Below are 17,596 nucleotides of genomic sequence, written 5' to 3'. Positions count from 1 at the left end.
AGTAGAGAAATCCCACACTCAATTTCAAGCGAAGGTCGCTTTTCAAACGTGCAATCAGTGCTTTTTGTGTCGGAATGTTCTCATGGATACGCACCATCAAGGAACGGAGGAGCGCTTGATAGTTCAATTTGACGGGTGGACCCACACGAGATTCTTTTTCGAATAGAGCTAATACTTTTCCCCACTCAAGTGGGGAGAGAATTTCTTGGTATTTCTCCTGAACGTCAAGTTTTTCTAAAAAATCAATGTCAAATAAAGTGGGTTGTTGTATAATGGACATAAGGAATCCCTCCTGGAGTACGTGTCTTAGTCGACAACCTAATTGTGCCATATGGGGGGGTCCTTTTTTCTATGTTTTAAAAAAGTTGATTTATCAGGTGTTAAACACGACAAATAATTATGAAATTGGCTCAACTAGGTTCTGCTTTCGATAAGTCAGTCACACTTAGCTGGAAAGGAAGTTCAGTCTGCCTTAGACCAGTTCACTTAGATAGTATTAAAATGGGGGTGCATGTACTTAAAATAAGTAAGTGCACCTCCATTTTGATTCTCTATGTGAGTTATACTTGTATAAAACTACTCAGTTAATTATCTAAACTAGAGAAGAAATCCCAACATACCGGACAATATCCCGATAATTGCCCCAGCAATCACATCTCTCGGATAATGGACGCCGCCAATAACACGCAGGACGGCCAGCACGCATCCGATCAGCATGAGAAAGACTCCTAGTGGACGGGATATAAAATAGAGGGTGGAGGCGATCACGAAAATTGAAAAGACATGGCGACTAGGAAACGATTGGCCTTTAGTATCTTTATTTAGAATAGGTGCCTTGCCAGTAACTTCATAGGGTCGGGGGGCATCGATAAAGCGTCGTAACAGGCTCACCAGTACAAAGGAGATAAGTGGGCCCAGCAGCACGCGCCAGAATCTGGAGTCACCTGAGAATAATAGTACCATGATGATGACAGGGTAGATGGCATACACCGGATAGGTAATGAGTCGATTGGAAAGGTTAATTACTTTTGCATACATATCATGACCATCCTAGCATATAATTTATTACATAATAGCATAATCAATCGTTCTAGTGGAGTGGAAGTCAATAATCTTATTGTATTAATAAAAAAAGAACCAGACAAATGTGCTGTATGATTCTTTAAAAAACTATTTAAACATCAAATTCTGCAGAAGCTTTCTTTTCCAGTTCAAATGGACCGGCTGTCAGTCCAGCATCAGGCCTCCGGTGTCCGAAAAAGTCCGAATCGAAGCGATACGGTGATCCGTCAGGCTGTTCGAAAGTCATATCGGCATGATAAGCTTTTCCGAGAAGATCGCTTGTAGTCACCATGGAAGAAGCAGCACGAAGCAAGTCTGGATCGTTTACTTCGACGCTTACTTTACCTTCATTCTGATCGATTGAGATATCGATTCCTTTCTGTTCAGAAGAAGGAGCATGAGGATCGTGGCTGCTAGAAACAGCGTTGTTCAGGTATACGTTTCCTCCCATAGCGACAGGGAGCACAGCATTACCGACCAGGATATCATTTGCGGCATCTCCAAGTTCAGCCATTTCCTCTTTAGTGTACTGCCACCACGGCTTGTCTTTTGCATCGGGATGGTCGTTGTATCCGCCTAGCCCGACTGGATGCAGGTAGCAGATTGAATCTTCAGGTACACCATCCATTACAGCACCACTGCCCTCTGTTTCTTCTCTTTCTTTAAGCGGAAGATGCTCAAAGAAGGTGATAGGCACAGGCTCTTTGTTTGTCTCTTCATTACCTAAGAAAAGGTTATTGTAGAATCTGTCATCTCCACCACTAATATTAGAATATCCAGCCATGGCTGTCTCATGCGGGAAATGGTAAGGTGTCGTACGTGATAGTTCGGACTGAATGACAAATTGTCCGGCAAACAAATTATGAACAAAAGCACCACCTTGAGCCATGTTTCTGAAATTCATCGGAGACAGGAACAGGTTATGATCAACTAAATATGGGCCATGACAGACTTCAACAAATAAATCTTCTGACAGATTGTCGAAGAACAGATTACGGCTTATTCGAGTTCCTTGTGCTTGCCAGTCAAGCCAAAGGCCACGGTAGGAACTGTATATCTTATTGTCACTGATTTGAGTGTCCAAAGCAGCATGAAGCTTGATGCCTCCTACTTCAGCACCGTGTCGGATACGCTTGTGGTGGATATTGTAGATTTTATTTTGATAGATGCTGCTGAAGGCTGCACCCATATGGCCGACAATTCCAGCCTGTTCACAGTCATGAATCACATTGTTGCGGACAATATGACTACCGACACGGTCCTTATCCCATCCGGATCGCAATGCTCTCAGAATTACTTCCTGTTCACGCTGGGTCCCACCTTTACTGTGATTGTCACCGTCTCTAGTGTGCCCAGTCCCGATGGCAGTGCCAAGACTGATCCCGACGTTCTTGGACTCGCTGATCACGTTGTTTTCGATGATCCATCCTTTACTCCAGTGTGTTCCGATCAGACCTTCCTGAAATTCAGTTGGCGCTGCCCACTGAGGAGAGGCCTGACACAGAGTGAATCCGCTGACCGTTATATAATCAAGACCCGGTTTTTCCGGCCAGAAACAGTGCGGACGCACGCTGATTTCGACATTTTCATCGCGCGGATCTTTCCCACCAAAATTAGCCCAGATCTTAGTCGTTTTAGAATCGACCTCAGCTGTCCATTTGAGCAGAGAAGCTTCTGAGTACTTGGCTTCCGACCAGACTTCAGGCTTATGTACGTGCTCTACTTTCTCACATTCATAAAGCGACTGACCGTCGAGGTATACTTCACCGAGATGAGCCGTAAAAGCGCCGTCAAAAAGCCAGTCGCCACTTAGTTCTTCTTTAAAAGGGTGTCTTGCGGAAAACAGGCTGTTAGGGACCACTGTACTCCAGACCTGATCACCTTCGTCTGTCCAGTCTGTCATGCGCTCTGCTCCAGTAATGACGACTTCGCCATCTCCAGCTGCTTTGTAGATGATTCGATGATCGACGGTTCCACCATTTGCGGGATTGACCCATTCACGGTACACGCCTGCATGGACGGTAACGGTATCACCAGGCATGGCCAGGGCTGCAGCTTGAGAAATGGTACGGAAAGGCTGGTCAGCTGTTCCTATAGCCTGATCACTTCCATTAATTGATACATGATAATTCATTTGGTTCCTCCTCGTATTCTGTCATGATTGTGATCGACAGAGTCATTAGACAATTATAGGGTACTTAACTAGTATACAATGTATTGGCTTTCATAGTGAAGAGAAAAATGCAATCGCTTGCATAACAACACTAGTAATTAAGATAGTTGAGTGAATGAGAAGATTATTGGCTTTAAAACAGATTAGAATTAATGAGTCAGACGGATTATAATAGACATAAAAGAATAACAAAAGCAGCTTATAAAACTGAAAGGGTGAGACGAGATGTACGATGCAAAAACCAAAGAGACCGACAATAGTGTCAGAACATTTTTAGAAACAGTTGAGAGCGAGGCAAAAAAAGCAGATGCTTACCGCCTGATAGAGATTTTTCAGGAAGAGACGGGATTCGAGCCGAAACTTTGGGGTCCAAGCATCATCGGATTCGGAAAGTATCACTATCGATACGCCTCCGGTCATGAAGGGGATGCACCGCTTGTTGCATTTTCTCCCAGAAAGGGAAAAATCAGTCTGTATCTGATGTATGACAGCCCAGAAAGGAATCAGCTGCTGGCATCATTCGGCAAGCATAAAACGGGAAAGGCTTGTGTCTATATCAATAAACTTGATGATGTAGATCAGTCGATCCTGAAAGAGCTGATCAGAAAAACAGTGGACACGTATCAGAAGCTGTATCCTGAATAAGTTTTAAAAAAATAGGATCCGACAGAAAGCAGAAAAAACATGTTTAATGCATCTGAAAACAATGGACTGTCAAGACTATCAAGACAACTGAATTATGTCTCCAGCGGACACAAGCCCTTAAACAGGCATGAATGGGGACCGGGTGTCCGGGATATTTATGCTATGCATTACATCATAAAAGGGAAGGGCATATATAAGACTCGCTCCGGAGAGTACGAATTACAAGCAGGTCAGAGCTTCCTGATTTATCCTTACACTGAAATTTACTATTATCCAGATCCCAATGATCCATGGGAGTATGTCTGGGTAGAATTTACAGGAGAAGAGGTTGCTCACATACTTGACCTGACGAGGCTGTCAGCGGACGACCTTTGCTCTGACGACCAGACAGTCATGAGCGGGAACTACTGGATTATATCGTTCTTTGAATTGACCTATTGGCTTGTGATCCCAGCAGTCGTAAAGATCAAGGGAATAAGCTGACGCATAGGGCAGACCCAGATCCCAGAACTGAAGGGAAATCTCACGCTGCGCGTCACTCAAGTTAAAGAAGCCGATTGCCAGATCACCATCTGACAGGACTTTTACTTGAATAAAGACATCATCATCATGGAACCACTGAGGCTCCGGCTTAATACGGTAAGCGCCTCTGCCTTCCACATCCTGATTGATTGCCAAGAGAACTTTGTTAAGTAAAATATTCTGGGTAGTTTCATTCGCCTCACGGATATCGCAGCCGATCATCAGAGGGGAATAATTAGTGCATCAACTAATTTTTCAGATGGTAGAATGAAAGCAATGAGACACCTTGGTCATTACATTGAGGTTACCATCACTCAATCGAAAGATCAGAACTATGCAGTTTTAGATATAGCTGTGGGGATCTTGGCAGTATTTGAAGCCATCGAAACGTCTCCAGACACACTTCTCAGGGTGTGTGGGGAAAATCTATTTAGAATGGTTTCCTGAATCTGGATACCTGTTAAGAAAACAGATAAAATAAAAATGGCAGTGATCGCCCTTAAAGCTATTGCCGGAAAGAGCAGTGGAAGCTGAACAGCGACTCTGCTCTTTTTGGGTAAGTGAAAAAACACCCGGAAATGAGATGAATAATAAGCTGAAAAGTTGCGATTACAGAAGACATTTAGTGATATAATATCAGACTGTTCAGACTATATGGCTTTTAAGGTCTACTCATTTCCTCATTTTAAAAAAAACAGTATCGAACGCTAGGGGTCATTTATCGGACCATCAAAGATAAATAATAATCGTTCTCTTTTCAAAATCATGTTAGTATTGAATAAGAAATACTAATCACAGTATAAAAGGAGAATAACAGTGAAATTAATTACTTGGAATATCGATTCATTAAATGCAACACTTACGAGCGATTCTGCACGGGCACTATTATCTCGTGAAGTCATGAAGACAATCATCGATCTAGACCCCGATGTTCTGGCAATTCAGGAAACCAAACTGCCAAGAACGGGCCCTTCTAAAAAGCATGATCAGCTGCTGAAAGACTTGTTCCCGGATTATACTTACGTATGGCGTGTCTCTCAAGAGCCAGCACGTAAGAGTTACGCAGGAACCATGTTTTTATATAAGAATAATCTGAACCCAGTCGTAACCTATCCTGAAATCGGTGCACCAGATACTATGGATGTAGAAGGGCGCATGATCACGCTTGAATTTGACACTTTTTACCTGACTCAAGTATATACACCGAATGCCGGATCCAATCTGGTTCGCCTAGAAGAGCGTCAGGAATGGGATAAAAAATATGCAGATTACTTAGCTGGACTGGATGAGAAGAAAGCCGTTATCGCAACTGGTGACTTCAACGTGGCTCACAAAGAAATCGATCTGGCTCACCCAAACAACAACCGTCGATCCGCAGGCTTTACTGACGAGGAGCGTGAAGGCTTTACAAGGTTGCTGGATAAAGGCTTCACAGATACTTTCCGTTATATTCATGGAGATGTCACTGGTCAGTACTCATGGTGGAATCAGCGTGTGAAAACAAGTAAAGTCAATAACTCAGGATGGAGAATCGATTACTGGCTGGTCAGCGACAGACTGGCTGACAAAGTACTGAAATCTGACATTATTGACTCAGGTACACGACAGGACCATACCCCATTGTTACTGGAAATCGACTTAGACAAGTAAACGTTGGTTTTATGCAATTTGAGCTTATTAGTTAAAGTAAAAGACCGATTATCATCCGGATAAGGTCTTTTACTTTATTTTTTAATTGGTGGCGAATGAACCATAAATACATATATGGTTCATTCAGAGAAAAAACAGTACTTTTAACAGACTATAAAATCACTTAAAGATGAATGTATCATTACTGAATTTATTCTGTTAAAAGCTGAGCAAGTGATTGTCTTTGCCCTTAGTTAGGACTATAATAGCGTCGTCTGAACAAATCGATTTTGAAGTAGTCTTTACCAAACGGTTTTCAGCTGGTCTAATTGGAGGTGAAGGATTCATCCTGCAGAAATTTAGTGATTATGGCGACTTGTTTTTAGAAGCAGACGGTTCACTTGTCGAGTATGACCTTCGTAGTGGAGAATCGATGCTCGTCGACCAGGGGCATGTCTTCATGTTTGACGAAACGGTCAGCTATTCAATTGAAACCGTCAAGGGCCTGAAAAATATGATGTTCGGAGGAGAAGGGGCTTTTCTTGTCAAACTTTCCGGACCAGGAAAAGTTATGCTTCAGACCATGCCGATCAGTAACTTGGCTGAGAAGATTATTCCCTTCGTTCCAGCTAGTAATTGATTTTTACAAGAGTACAGAAGTCCAATCCAGCTTCAATACAAAGAAGGAGGGAAAGGAACCAATGGCTGAAATCGTCATAATCTACACATCTGAAACAGGGATGACAAAACAGTATGCAAAATGGATCAGTCAGGAACTCGGCAGTGGCTGTCTGATTCTAGAAGAAGTGACGGCTGAAGAGTTTTTGCATGCTGATCTGATCGTTTTCGGATCAGGTGTACGGGGAGGGCGCATGCGTAAGCTGAAATCATTCCATTATAAATTGAAGAAATCCGGGTGGACCGGACCGGTCGTATATTTTGCAACTGGAGGAGCACCATATGACGAACAGACTGTCAGTGAAATCATTGCCAGCAGTTTTCATTTGTCAGAAGGGCGTTCGGTACCTTTCTTCTATTTTGAGAGTGGATTGAACTTTGAAGATATGATGGGCTGGTCAAGAGCCGTGATGAAATTGTACAGGTTCATTATTGAGAAAAGAAAAGGCAAATCAGAAACAGACATAGGAACCATCCAGGCCTTGAGCGAATCCTATGATCATTCCAGTCCGGATTACATTCGCCCCCTGATTAAAGATGTCCAGAAAAGGACAGGCGCCTGATTCTCCAGGCTAAAAAAGAAGCTAAAATAAATACTCATGAGAAGGTCAGTCTACTGATTCCTGCTCATGAGTATTTTTTTATAGAAAATCAGTCAGCTTTTCAAATTCATCGAGCTGATCATGTGTATCTGAATAAATTTCTTTAAATTCAGCTTTAACTGCTCTGATGGCATCAGCAAAACCAGGATCATAATGAGTGCCGATTCCAGACTCTATTTCAGTCATCGCTTCATCAAAGGTCCGTTCACTCCGGTAAGGACGTGTCGAAGTAATTGCATCAAAAGAATCCGCTACTGCAAGTATACGTGCTTCGATCGGAATGTCAGTCCCCTTTTTGCCTGTAGGGTAACCTTTTCCATCCCATCTTTCATGATGATACAGTACACCGCTTTTCAGACTCTTCAGGCCTTCGACTTTCTCGATCATTTGTGCTCCTAAAGCAGAATGGGTCTTGATGATGTCAAATTCCGTTTTAGTTAGAGGTGTGGACTTGGTCAGAATATCCTCGGGAATACTGATTTTACCAATATCATGTACTAAACCAATTAAACGGATTGTTTTCAGCTGATGCTCATCCTGGTAGTCAGGGAGCTGGCCCGCTAAAGCCACCGCATACTTACTGACGCGTTCGCTGTGGCCGAAGGTATAGTGATCCTTAGCTTCCATCGCGACGACAAAACTGTTCACGACTTGTTCCAGGGTTGTTTCAAGAGAATCGACGACAGTATTGACCTGCTTATTGTACAGCATATTTAACTTATTGATGAGCAGATAGCTGAATGTAGCAACAATCACATAGAGAAGAAGACTATTGGAGATGTCTATGCCATCAGATACGTAGTAAGTACTGATTGGTAAAGTTGTAATCACAATAAACAAACTGACGAAACCCATGATTGAATAAAAGATCGACAACAGACGATTACCATATAAGCTCGTTACAATAGGAATCAGAAGAAAATAGCTCCAGGATTCACTGTAACCTGACCCATAGTACAGGCTGATAATAACGAAGACCACAAAGAGGAGAACGGCATGTGTCTTTAATTTCTCCGAGATTGTAACGTATTTTAGTATGATCTGGATAATTGCCAGTACTGCAAAGCATATCAGAAGTACAGTAATGTCAGCTCTTGAAAAGGGGACATTCAGCCATTGAAAAATTAAATTCCAGCTGAGACTGAGCAGAATATATATCGAACAGACTCTCAGTATCTGTATGTTCAATGTCCGGTCATAATCAAGAATTAGTTTTTGAAGCAGCTGCTCTTTTTCAGATGAGAGTTTATTCATATTATATCATTCCAAATCCTTATATTTATAATATATATGTTCCTGTAAGAGTTTATCACTTTTGCAAATGAATAACTATACAATCAGCGAGTTGTTCACATAAAAGACTATCATTTAAGCTGAAAATGACGTTTAATATAAAGTAACCTACATAATAAAGGGAGAGTGAAGCTATGGATCAAAATGAAGCCTATCATTACTGCCAGGCAGAAGGATATATGCGCAGCAAGGCTATCGAACTGCATCATCAGCGTTACCAGGAAGTCGGTTTTCTCAGACAGGATGAGGACGACCCGTACATAGATGCGTCGACTTACTTTATTGTCCAGACACCTGACATGGAGGAAGTCGTTGGTGTGACAAGACTTATCTTCAGCCCTTTAGATGACCTTCCGACGATGAAGCATTTTACTATATATGATATTGATAAAATGAAAATAGCCGGTCTTGAAAGAACAAAATATGCAGAAATCAGCGCATTTACCAAGATGCCTAAGCATGATGTCGGTCTTGGACTGATCCGGACTGTTCTGAATTACTCATTATCTAACGGACTTACTCACTGGGTATGTTGTATTGATGAACGAGTTTACAGGTATATGCACCGGATTTTCAAGTTTCCTTTTGAAGTCATTGGGGACCCGAATGTCTATCTTGGATCAAAAACGATTCCATGTGTTCTGAACCTGGAGCAATGTCTGGATACACTTAAAGAAAAGAGACGTAAGTTATACGATTATTTTATGGAGAATGAAGATAACTTAATGGAGGGGTCAAACATATGATCAAAGAACAATTTACTAGAAACTTGGGAATTATGTCAGAAGAAGAAATTAATAAGCTGCATAACTCAACGATTGTTATTGCTGGATGTGGATGTATAGGTGGATTTTCTGCAGAGCTGCTGACACGTATGGGTGTGGGTAAATTAAAATTGGCTGATCCCGATGTGTTTGATGTATCAAATATAAATCGCCAGTGTGCATCCACCCATCTGACTGTGGGCCAGAGAAAAGCGGAAGCGCTCAGAGATCATTTACTGACTATCAACCCTGATATTGAAATCGAGTGTTATTACGAAGGAGTGACAGAGGAAAATGCAGCAACCTTCATAGATGGAGCAGATTATGTTATCGATGCGATCGATTATTTCGCCTTTCCGGAAGCGGTCGCCCTTCATCGTGCAGCAAGGAAAAATAAACTGTTCATCACTACAGCTGTTGCGTTAGGCTTTGGTACATCAGTTCTGACCTTTTCACCAGATGGCATGACGATTGAAGAGTATACAGGAATACCTGAACATACCTCTATTGATGATCTGAAGGGGAAAACTTTTCCGGCTTCCCAGTACAGCCAGAATTTACCAGAATATGCTACTGAAGAGAAGATAACTCAATGGATTGAAAACCGGTCCATCCCGACGATTAGTGTTGGACAGGCGCTCGGTCCAGGTGTTCTCGTGTCTAAACTGATTCTGCATCTACTGGACAGGCAGACACCTGATTTTGTTCCCGATTATTTTCAGATCAGTTTTGAATAAATCCTGGTCAGCCTGTATCAGGCTGAGCGGAAATATGGCTAGTAAAAGTACTATATAGACATGAAATTAGATGCAAAACCTGCCTCATACTGGTATGATATAAGAAATTAAATAACAACTCATATAGAGCAGTTCAAATTGTTTATGTACAAGTTAATGAAGGAGAATGACCGGTGGTTAAGAAAGAAGAAGGGTTTGCTTTATTCAAAGGCAGAAGTGCTGTTCTCGCAACGATGCATAAAAAAGAACAAGTCATCGCTCCAGTTATGGAGAGTGAGCTGGGGATTCATATCCATGTGCCGGAAGGCTTTGACTCTGATCGTTACGGAACCTTTACTGGAGAAATAGAGCGAACGGGAAACCAGCTGGAAGCGGCCAGGCTTAAAGCTGAAGCTGCAATAGAATTAACTGGATGCACCCTGGCTGTGTCGAGTGAAGGATCTTTTGGCCCGCACCCGATGATTCCTTTTCTGCCGTGCAACCGTGAAGTTGTAATGCTGTTAGATAAAGATCAGAATTTGGAAATCATTGGAACAGCAATTACGACACATACCTATTTTAAACATAAAGTAATTTCGAGCTTTGAAGAAGCCTGCAGCTTTGCTGAATCAGTTGAATTTCCAGATACTGGAATCGTAGTAAAAGTAAAGGAACAGTCCATTGACCCGGACGAGATGACAAAAGGCATCATCTCCACGGACTTGCTGAAGGAAGCTGTGCATAAGGCATTGACTAAGTCATCGGATGGGACGATATTCATCGAAACAGATGTAAGAGCAATGTATAACCCCAAGCGTATGAAAAACATTGAAGCAGCTGCACGAGATCTGGTAAAAAACATACTTTCCTCTTGTCCTGCATGTGAATGGCCAGGATACAAAGCAGTCAGCAGCAAAAAAGGACTCCCATGCGAATGGTGCAGACAGCCTACAGGACTTACCCTCTCGCTGAAGTATGAATGCACAAAGTGTGGATATAATGAAGAACAACTTTATCCAGAAGGAATAGAACAAGCTGATCCAGGTCAATGCAGTTACTGCAATCCTTAAACAGCTTGATAGATAATTGAGGTATCTTCTTTAAAACCAGGTGGTTTAAAGAAGATGCCCTCAAAATATAATAGAAGTAAAGAGTACGCGACACCTATATATCGGAGGCGACAGACATGAGTAAATTTGGATGGGCTTACATCGGCTGTGGGGGCATTGCCAGAACTACGGCCAGCGAACTTGTACAGACAGATGACAATAAAATTGTAGCAGCATGGAACAGAACAAAGGAGAAAGCCGAGGGTTTTGTAAAAGACTTTGGAGGAACAGTTTATGACACAGCCGAAGAGGCGATTATGGCCGATGGTGTCGAAGGCGTGTATGTTAACGTCAATGGTGATCAGCACGCCTATTACACTAAACTGGCGATCGACCTCGGGAAGCCGGTACTGTGTGAAAAGCCATTTACCTTCAATGCAAAGGATACAAAGGAGCTGCTTGATTACGCAGCTGAAAAAGGAGTATATGTTTCAGAAGCCATGTGGACCTGGCACAATGATACTGCCTTGAAAGTCAAAGAATGGGTGGACGCGGGAGCTATTGGAGACATCGTGTCCTCAGATAGTGCGTTCGCCGTGCCTTTACTCAAACTGACAGATAATCCCAGACTGACGACTGCATCCATGTTGGGTGGAGCCTTAATGGATCTGGGCGTGTACAATGTCAGATATGCCTACGAACTGTTTGGAAAACCAGATCGAATCGACTGCGAAGCAGATATGCATGAGGTCGATCATTCGGAAGATATCACCTTCCATTACCCTGGATTTAAAGCGACCATGCATGTCTCGATGGCAGAAGAGGGCGGACACTTCTTTGAGGTGACCGGAACGAAAGGCTCGATTACTGTTCCTAAATTCCATATGGCAAAGGAAGCTGTGCTGAAGACAGACGATGGAGAAGAGCGATTTGAAACGGACGAGCTGCTCTATGGAAAGCAATTCTCAAACGTTGCTGAAGAAATCCGTTCAGGCAGAAAAGAAGGCGAAAAGATACCGGCGCACAGTACAGTCGAAGTCATGAGTCTGCTGGACGAATGCCGCAGACAGATGGGGCTCGTGTATCCGCAGGAAAAGACGGGGAATTAATCAGGAGACCGGATAGTTGGAAAGGGTGGGACCATGTCAAAAAAGCCGTACTTAGCAGCATTATCACTGTTACTGGCATCAACGATCGCTTTATCGGGATGTGAGCAGGACCAGGAGGATGTAAACCAGGAAGACGCAAATGAGATTCAGGAGAACGAACCTGAGGAAACTGACGAACAGAATGATGCAGACACTGACGATGAACAGGAAGATGCGGAATCGGAAGAGTCTGCAGATACAGAAGAAGACGAGTCAGAAGAAGCAGAGGAAGAGGAGACAGCATCTATTTTTGGACTCCAGGAAGATTTGGTATACATCAGTGCTGACCGTCTGAGTGTCAGAGCAGACAGCAGTGAGGACAGCGAATCACGTGGAAGCCTGTCTAAAGGAAATGAAGTGCGTGTGCTGGAGGAAGTGGAAAACGGCGACGTGACCTGGTACCAGATTGCTCATCATAATCCGGATGTGAATGAGGGATGGGTTTCTGCAGAATATACGGTCAGTGATCTGAATGAGCTGCATATGTCGACCGATTTTGATGATGAAGAGATGAATGAATTCTTCACCTCGCCGACCTTGTTCGAAGACAATCGAGTGGTTGCTTATTATGGCCACCCTAATTCAGAAATTATGGGCATCGTCGGGCGTCATTCTTTTGAAGATCTGATCGATCTGCTTGAAGAAACGACTCAGGCCTATGATGATGCTGATGAAGACAAAGGGGCGGTACCTGCCATCTATCTTGTCTACGGTACGGTTCAGCCTGGAGGCGTCGTTCATAAGATGAATTACGATCTGGTCATGTCCTATATCGAAGCGGCATATCAGCGAGGCGTCCTGGTTTATATCGATCATCAGATGGGACGCAACCATCCGACGTATTCCATTAATGAAATCCTGTCATTCTTGAGGTATCCGAATGTCCATCTGGCACTCGACCCGGAGTGGCGGACGGAACGTCCGATGCAGGAAGTGGGATACATTACTGGATCTGAACTGAATGACGTGCAGGAAAGAATGCAGGAATACATTGAAACGCATGAGATTCAGGGAACGAGACAGTTTGTCTTCCATCAGTTTGTTGAAAAAATGATTGTCGATGTCGAAGATATATCAGCGGATTATGATCCGGTCCTTCTGGTCCACAATACTTCCGGATGGGGGGCACCTGAAGGCAAACGAGCGACACACGAAAAAGTTACCGAAGCCAGCGAGGTTCCATACAAAGGATTTAAACTCTGGTATCATTTCTCTGATCAGCCAGGCGTCCACTATGACAATCCGCTAATGACACCTGAAGAGGTTCTGGATCTTGATCCACAGCCAGGTCTGATCATTTATCAGTAGAATTAGGAGATGTATAAAAGGATTCACACCTGAACGTGGATAGCATCTATCAATCATCCATTCTCCATGGTATAATGCATCAGGAATCTGACGACTGAACTTATTAAGGGATGCATTTAAAAGTCTCAGCTGGTCGTTACTCTATGGAGGTGTAAGGTAATGAATAAACGATGGACTATTAATGAGATTAGAAAATACGTAAACAACAATTCTGAAAGTACACTGCTGACTACAGAATACCGTGGGTTTTCACAGAAACTGTCATTTAGGTGCGGATGTGGCAATACATTTGAAAAGACATTTACAAAGTTTAAGAATAACGGGCAGCGCAAATGTGAGGTCTGCCAGCCACCCAAAGCCTCCCGCTAAATCGATCATTTTATAAGCACTGATTTCATTTATAATGGAGTCAGTGTTTTTTTCGTTCAAAAGGAAAGACTTTTTTCTTTACTGCTTCAAGACCGGACATTTATAGATGAATGAATGAGCGCATTAGTTTGTACTCCTCTCACGCATGTGATCACACCTGAAAACAGACACGTTTTCTTCACACTTTAAACTGGAGAACTATCAAAACGTAAGTGGAATTTGACAAATGAGCTGTAATCGTTAAAATAGATAAGGTTAGATAAAACAGATAGTATTAAACATACTGTATACAAAAAGAATGATCGATAATCTATGTTTAAAGTGAGAGGATTTAATATGAAAGAGAATTTCTGGAAAAACTTACCTAAACCCTTTTTTATTCTGGCGCCAATGGAAGACGTCACAGATGTCGTATTCAGGCATGTCATCGCTGAAGCCGGACGACCGGATGTCTTCTTTACAGAGTTCACGAACTCTGTGAGCTACTGTCATCCGGATGGCCGTGACAGTGTAAGAGGAAGACTGACATTCACTGAGGATGAACAGCCTCTGGTCGCTCATATTTGGGGAGACGAACCCAAGTATTTTCGTGAAATGAGTATCGGCATGGCTGAAGCAGGATTTGCCGGGATCGATATCAATATGGGCTGTCCTGTTCCAAACGTAGCTGGAAAAGGCAAAGGCAGCGGACTGATTCAGCGTCCCGAAGTGGCTGCAGAACTGATTGAAGCGGCAAAAGCAGGGGGGCTGCCGGTCAGTGTGAAAACACGTTTAGGCTACAGCAGACTCGATGAATGGCGCGAATGGATCGCTCATCTGCTGAGACAGGATATCGTGAATCTGTCGATCCACCTTCGCACAAAAAAAGAGATGAGCAAATATGATGCGCATTGGGAACTGATTCCTGAAATCAAAAAAATGCGGGACGAAATCGCACCGGATACTCTGCTGACGATTAATGGAGATATCATGGATCGCGAGATGGGCCTAAAGCTGATTGAAGAAACAGGCGTTGACGGGATCATGATTGGGCGAGGCGTGTTCAAGAATCCGTTCGCTTTTGAAAAAGAAGCCAGAGAACACAGCAGTGAAGAAATGCTGGATCTGCTCAGATTGCATCTCGATTTATTCGACACTTACGGTGTGGAAGCAGGACGAGCGTTCAAACCGCTCCGTCGAATCTTCAAGATTTATGTCCGAGGGATGCGAGGAGCCAGTGAACTGAGACAGCAGCTGATGGAAACAGTCACGACAGATGAAGTAAGAGTGCTGCTAGATGAATTTGAAGACAGACTCAAGAGCTTTGAAGCTGAAGAAAGTGACCGGCCCGTAGAAAACCATGCATAACAGAGAGACTTTGCTGAAAAGGCAAAGTCTTTTTTATAATCAAGAGCAGATGAATCAAACGACAGTCAGACTGGGGGAAGGTTAATGGACCATAAAGCAAGTTATTGTCTATTCGATGGAAATAAGTCTGGTCGAACATGCCAAATAATATTATATGGTCCATTAGGCACCTATATTAATTGGCGAATGGACCATAAAACAGGATATGACACATAAGAAGCAAAAAACGGTCGTAAGAGTCACATAGTCGAGCAGCACTACTGTAAATTTATGCCATTCTAATGACTGGCAAACCATAATTTAGTTATTTGTATGAATAAACGACCTATGCATTGAACTTTTCAAATATTCTGATACTATTTGATTATGAAAGACAGTTCTCTAGACAGTCTGGTCCGTTCAGTGATGAACTGACGGATAAATATAAGGGGGAAATAGACTGATGGGACAAACAGAGAAACACACTAGAATTACAAACAAAATAAAGGTGGACGCTAGTGTAGAAGATGTCTGGGAATCCTGGACAAGACCTGAACATATCGAAAGATGGAATCAGGCATCGGATGACTGGCATACATTGTATTCTTTAAATGATCTGGCGGAAGGGGAGCGATTCCTCTCACGTATGGAATCAAAAGACGGCACCCTCGGATTTGACTTTGCCGGTACCTATACGCTTATTCGCCCATATCAGTTGCTGGCTTTTACCCTGGATGACGGAAGAAAAGTTGAGGTCCAGTTTAATGAACTGGAGGATGGAACGGAAATCATTGAGGATTTTGAAGCGGACGACCAGTATTCAATAGAAGAACAGAAAAAAGGATGGCAGGCGATTCTCGAAAACTTTAAAAGGTATACGGAAACCACTTTCTAAAATCAGTATACATGAACAAGGACATTCAATTTATATTATGATAGACAACAGATGACACCCGACTATTAACGGGTGTCTTTTTAAGCGAAAAGGAAAGGTAAGAGGCCTGCGACACAAGAGAAAAAAGTCTTACAAAATGTAAGCGCCAGACTGGAATCGAAAGCATAGTAGGCGTATACTAAACAGGTAACTGACTTGAAGAGGAGACGATAATATGGGTTTTTTTCTGAGTCTGGCGTTTATCATAGCCGTTGTCATTACTGTTTATCGCAGATTGACAGCTACAGAAGATGCTACCGGTCAGGAACGAGTGGTTAATGGCATCATCATGGTAGTGATGGTCATAGCTCTTGCTGGTCTGATTGGGATCTTTATAATTAGCTGAGACCATTATCTGATTAAGAGATGATCCTAATTGACGACTGGAAGTGCTTCGCTTCTGAGTCAGCTCAAATAGTTTCAGGGTCAGAGAGGCCTTGTCAATTTAATTATCGGGAGGAAAAAGTATGACAAGTTTAAGCGATACATACACCTTATCAAATGGTGTGAAGATCCCCATTCTAGGATATGGGACATGGCAAGTGACCGATCCTCAGGAAGCTGTCGATGGAGTAAAGAACGCAGTTAAAGTAGGCTATCGTCATATCGATACAGCTCAGATGTACCAGAATGAGGAATATGTCGGTAAAGGAATCAAGGAATGCGGCATCCCGCGTGAAGAGATGTTTGTTACCAGCAAACTCAACAATATGAATCACGGCTACGACAGTGCCCGTAAGACAATAGAAGAATCACTGGAAAAACTTGATCTTGACTACCTGGACCTCTTTCTTATTCACTGGCCGGTTGTAAAAAATAACGGTGGAGACTGGAAACAGGATAATATTGACACATGGCGTGCGCTGGAAGACTTGTATGATGAAGGGAAACTTAAAGCGATCGGTGTCAGTAATTTTGCTGTCCCTCATTTAAACAATATTCTGGAAAATTCCCGAATCAAGCCGATGGTCAATCAGATTCGTCTGCACCCAGGCGTTCTTCAGAAAGAAACCGTTGAGTTGAACCGTGAAAACGACATTGTCATCGAAGGATGGTCACCCCTTTCTCCTATGAAATATTTAGGCGAAGATACTACTGTTCAAGAAATGACTGACAAGTACGGCAAATCCATTGCTCAGCTTTTATTGAGATGGAGTGTCCAGCATGGCTTTGTTACCTTGACTAAATCTGTACATGCAGAACGGATTAAATCTAATGCTGATATCTTTGATTTTGAACTGACTGACGAAGAAATGACTTATTTTGATGGATTGACTTTCGATGAATTAAGCACACCAGAAGATTTTCAGGAAAGATAATAGTTTTTATTTTGCGTAATATTTTTTAATTAAGTCTAAAATAAGTCTTTTTAAAAAAG

At 42.7% G+C, this 17,596-nt stretch carries 19 protein-coding genes and 2 pseudogenes; 16 read left to right on the top strand and 5 right to left on the bottom strand.

Annotated elements, in window-relative coordinates; genetic code table 11:
* The 3 genes and pseudogenes from BLR76_RS05705 to BLR76_RS05695 form a co-directional block, all read right to left on the bottom strand.
* Positions 1–280, bottom strand: a pseudogene (locus tag BLR76_RS05705) (transposase); the annotation flags it as partial.
* A gap of 317 nt (positions 281–597) precedes the next feature.
* On the bottom strand, positions 598–1,038 hold the full coding sequence (locus BLR76_RS05700) for a phosphatase PAP2 family protein (RefSeq protein WP_091266590.1): 441 nt from the start codon (positions 1,036–1,038) through the stop codon (positions 598–600).
* A gap of 136 nt (positions 1,039–1,174) precedes the next feature.
* A complete protein-coding gene (locus BLR76_RS05695) occupies positions 1,175–3,196 on the bottom strand; it encodes a right-handed parallel beta-helix repeat-containing protein (protein WP_091266587.1) in 2,022 nt (673 codons plus the stop codon).
* Between the two features lie 264 nt (positions 3,197–3,460).
* On the opposite strand from BLR76_RS05695, the gene BLR76_RS05690 reads away from it, so the two are divergent.
* Entirely contained in the window at positions 3,461–3,880 is a 420-nt protein-coding gene (locus BLR76_RS05690; RefSeq protein ID WP_091266585.1) for a DUF1801 domain-containing protein, read from the top strand.
* A gap of 39 nt (positions 3,881–3,919) precedes the next feature.
* Positions 3,920–4,228: pseudogene (locus tag BLR76_RS12470) on the top strand (AraC family ligand binding domain-containing protein); the annotation flags it as partial.
* Positions 4,229–4,237: 9 nt separating this feature from the next.
* Here the strand turns inward: BLR76_RS12470 and BLR76_RS12195 are convergent.
* Positions 4,238–4,624: a hypothetical protein gene (locus tag BLR76_RS12195; protein WP_176759624.1), complete on the bottom strand. Its 387-nt coding sequence runs from the start codon at positions 4,622–4,624 to the stop codon at positions 4,238–4,240.
* Positions 4,625–4,678: 54 nt separating this feature from the next.
* Here BLR76_RS12195 and BLR76_RS12005 point away from each other — a divergent pair, with 54 nt between their 5' ends.
* The 4 genes from BLR76_RS12005 to BLR76_RS05665 all read left to right on the top strand — a co-directional run bounded on the left by BLR76_RS12005 (position 4,679) and on the right by BLR76_RS05665 (position 7,272).
* The gene (locus BLR76_RS12005) at positions 4,679–4,849 is read left to right on the top strand and encodes a hypothetical protein (RefSeq protein WP_218121406.1); all 171 of its coding nucleotides are present in this window, start codon (positions 4,679–4,681) and stop codon (positions 4,847–4,849) included.
* A gap of 369 nt (positions 4,850–5,218) precedes the next feature.
* Positions 5,219–6,052 carry an exodeoxyribonuclease III gene (locus BLR76_RS05675; protein WP_091266582.1) on the top strand — a complete coding sequence of 278 codons (834 nt, stop codon included), beginning with the start codon at positions 5,219–5,221 and terminating at the stop codon, positions 6,050–6,052.
* 223 nt (positions 6,053–6,275) lie between these two features.
* The gene (locus BLR76_RS05670; RefSeq protein ID WP_218121405.1) at positions 6,276–6,671 is read left to right on the top strand and encodes an AIM24 family protein; all 396 of its coding nucleotides are present in this window, start codon (positions 6,276–6,278) and stop codon (positions 6,669–6,671) included.
* Between the two features lie 61 nt (positions 6,672–6,732).
* Positions 6,733–7,272: a flavodoxin family protein gene (locus BLR76_RS05665; RefSeq protein WP_091266577.1), complete on the top strand. Its 540-nt coding sequence runs from the start codon at positions 6,733–6,735 to the stop codon at positions 7,270–7,272.
* A gap of 78 nt (positions 7,273–7,350) precedes the next feature.
* On the opposite strand, the gene BLR76_RS05660 is transcribed toward BLR76_RS05665, so the two are convergent.
* Complete coding sequence (locus BLR76_RS05660) at positions 7,351–8,565, bottom strand: HD-GYP domain-containing protein (protein ID WP_091266574.1); 1,215 nt, start codon at positions 8,563–8,565, stop codon at positions 7,351–7,353.
* Between the two features lie 173 nt (positions 8,566–8,738).
* Here BLR76_RS05660 and BLR76_RS05655 point away from each other — a divergent pair, with 173 nt between their 5' ends.
* The 10 genes from BLR76_RS05655 to BLR76_RS05615 all read left to right on the top strand — a co-directional run bounded on the left by BLR76_RS05655 (position 8,739) and on the right by BLR76_RS05615 (position 17,537).
* On the top strand, positions 8,739–9,350 hold the full coding sequence (locus tag BLR76_RS05655) for an N-acyl amino acid synthase FeeM domain-containing protein (protein ID WP_091266571.1): 612 nt from the start codon (positions 8,739–8,741) through the stop codon (positions 9,348–9,350).
* Positions 9,347–10,105: a ThiF family adenylyltransferase gene (locus tag BLR76_RS05650; RefSeq protein WP_091266570.1), complete on the top strand. Its 759-nt coding sequence runs from the start codon at positions 9,347–9,349 to the stop codon at positions 10,103–10,105. The genes BLR76_RS05655 and BLR76_RS05650 overlap by 4 nt, the downstream gene beginning before the upstream one ends.
* A 173-nt stretch (positions 10,106–10,278) precedes the next feature.
* On the top strand, positions 10,279–11,154 hold the full coding sequence (locus BLR76_RS05645) for a DUF6671 family protein (protein ID WP_218121404.1): 876 nt from the start codon (positions 10,279–10,281) through the stop codon (positions 11,152–11,154).
* A gap of 116 nt (positions 11,155–11,270) precedes the next feature.
* Complete coding sequence (locus BLR76_RS05640; RefSeq protein ID WP_091266567.1) at positions 11,271–12,242, top strand: Gfo/Idh/MocA family protein; 972 nt, start codon at positions 11,271–11,273, stop codon at positions 12,240–12,242.
* Between the two features lie 33 nt (positions 12,243–12,275).
* On the top strand, positions 12,276–13,589 hold the full coding sequence (locus BLR76_RS05635; protein ID WP_091266564.1) for an SH3 domain-containing protein: 1,314 nt from the start codon (positions 12,276–12,278) through the stop codon (positions 13,587–13,589).
* 159 nt (positions 13,590–13,748) lie between these two features.
* On the top strand, positions 13,749–13,958 hold the full coding sequence (locus tag BLR76_RS05630; RefSeq protein ID WP_091266562.1) for a hypothetical protein: 210 nt from the start codon (positions 13,749–13,751) through the stop codon (positions 13,956–13,958).
* Positions 13,959–14,294: 336 nt separating this feature from the next.
* Positions 14,295–15,305 carry a tRNA dihydrouridine synthase gene (locus BLR76_RS05625; protein WP_091266559.1) on the top strand — a complete coding sequence of 337 codons (1,011 nt, stop codon included), beginning with the start codon at positions 14,295–14,297 and terminating at the stop codon, positions 15,303–15,305.
* Between the two features lie 442 nt (positions 15,306–15,747).
* On the top strand, positions 15,748–16,179 hold the full coding sequence (locus tag BLR76_RS05620; protein ID WP_091266556.1) for an SRPBCC domain-containing protein: 432 nt from the start codon (positions 15,748–15,750) through the stop codon (positions 16,177–16,179).
* Between the two features lie 214 nt (positions 16,180–16,393).
* On the top strand, positions 16,394–16,564 hold the full coding sequence (locus BLR76_RS11780) for a hypothetical protein (protein WP_176759623.1): 171 nt from the start codon (positions 16,394–16,396) through the stop codon (positions 16,562–16,564).
* 121 nt (positions 16,565–16,685) lie between these two features.
* Positions 16,686–17,537, top strand: coding sequence for an aldo/keto reductase (locus BLR76_RS05615; protein WP_091266553.1), 852 nt, complete (start codon positions 16,686–16,688; stop codon positions 17,535–17,537).
* The last annotated feature ends 59 nt before the right edge of the window (positions 17,538–17,596 follow it).

The sequence above is a fragment of the Alkalibacterium thalassium genome (assembly GCF_900101165.1).
In the GTDB taxonomy this organism is placed as follows: Bacteria; Bacillota; Bacilli; order Lactobacillales; family Carnobacteriaceae_A; genus Alkalibacterium; species Alkalibacterium indicireducens.
The sequence above is the reverse complement of the archived record's forward strand: the minus strand, read 5'-3'. Positions and strand labels throughout refer to the sequence as shown.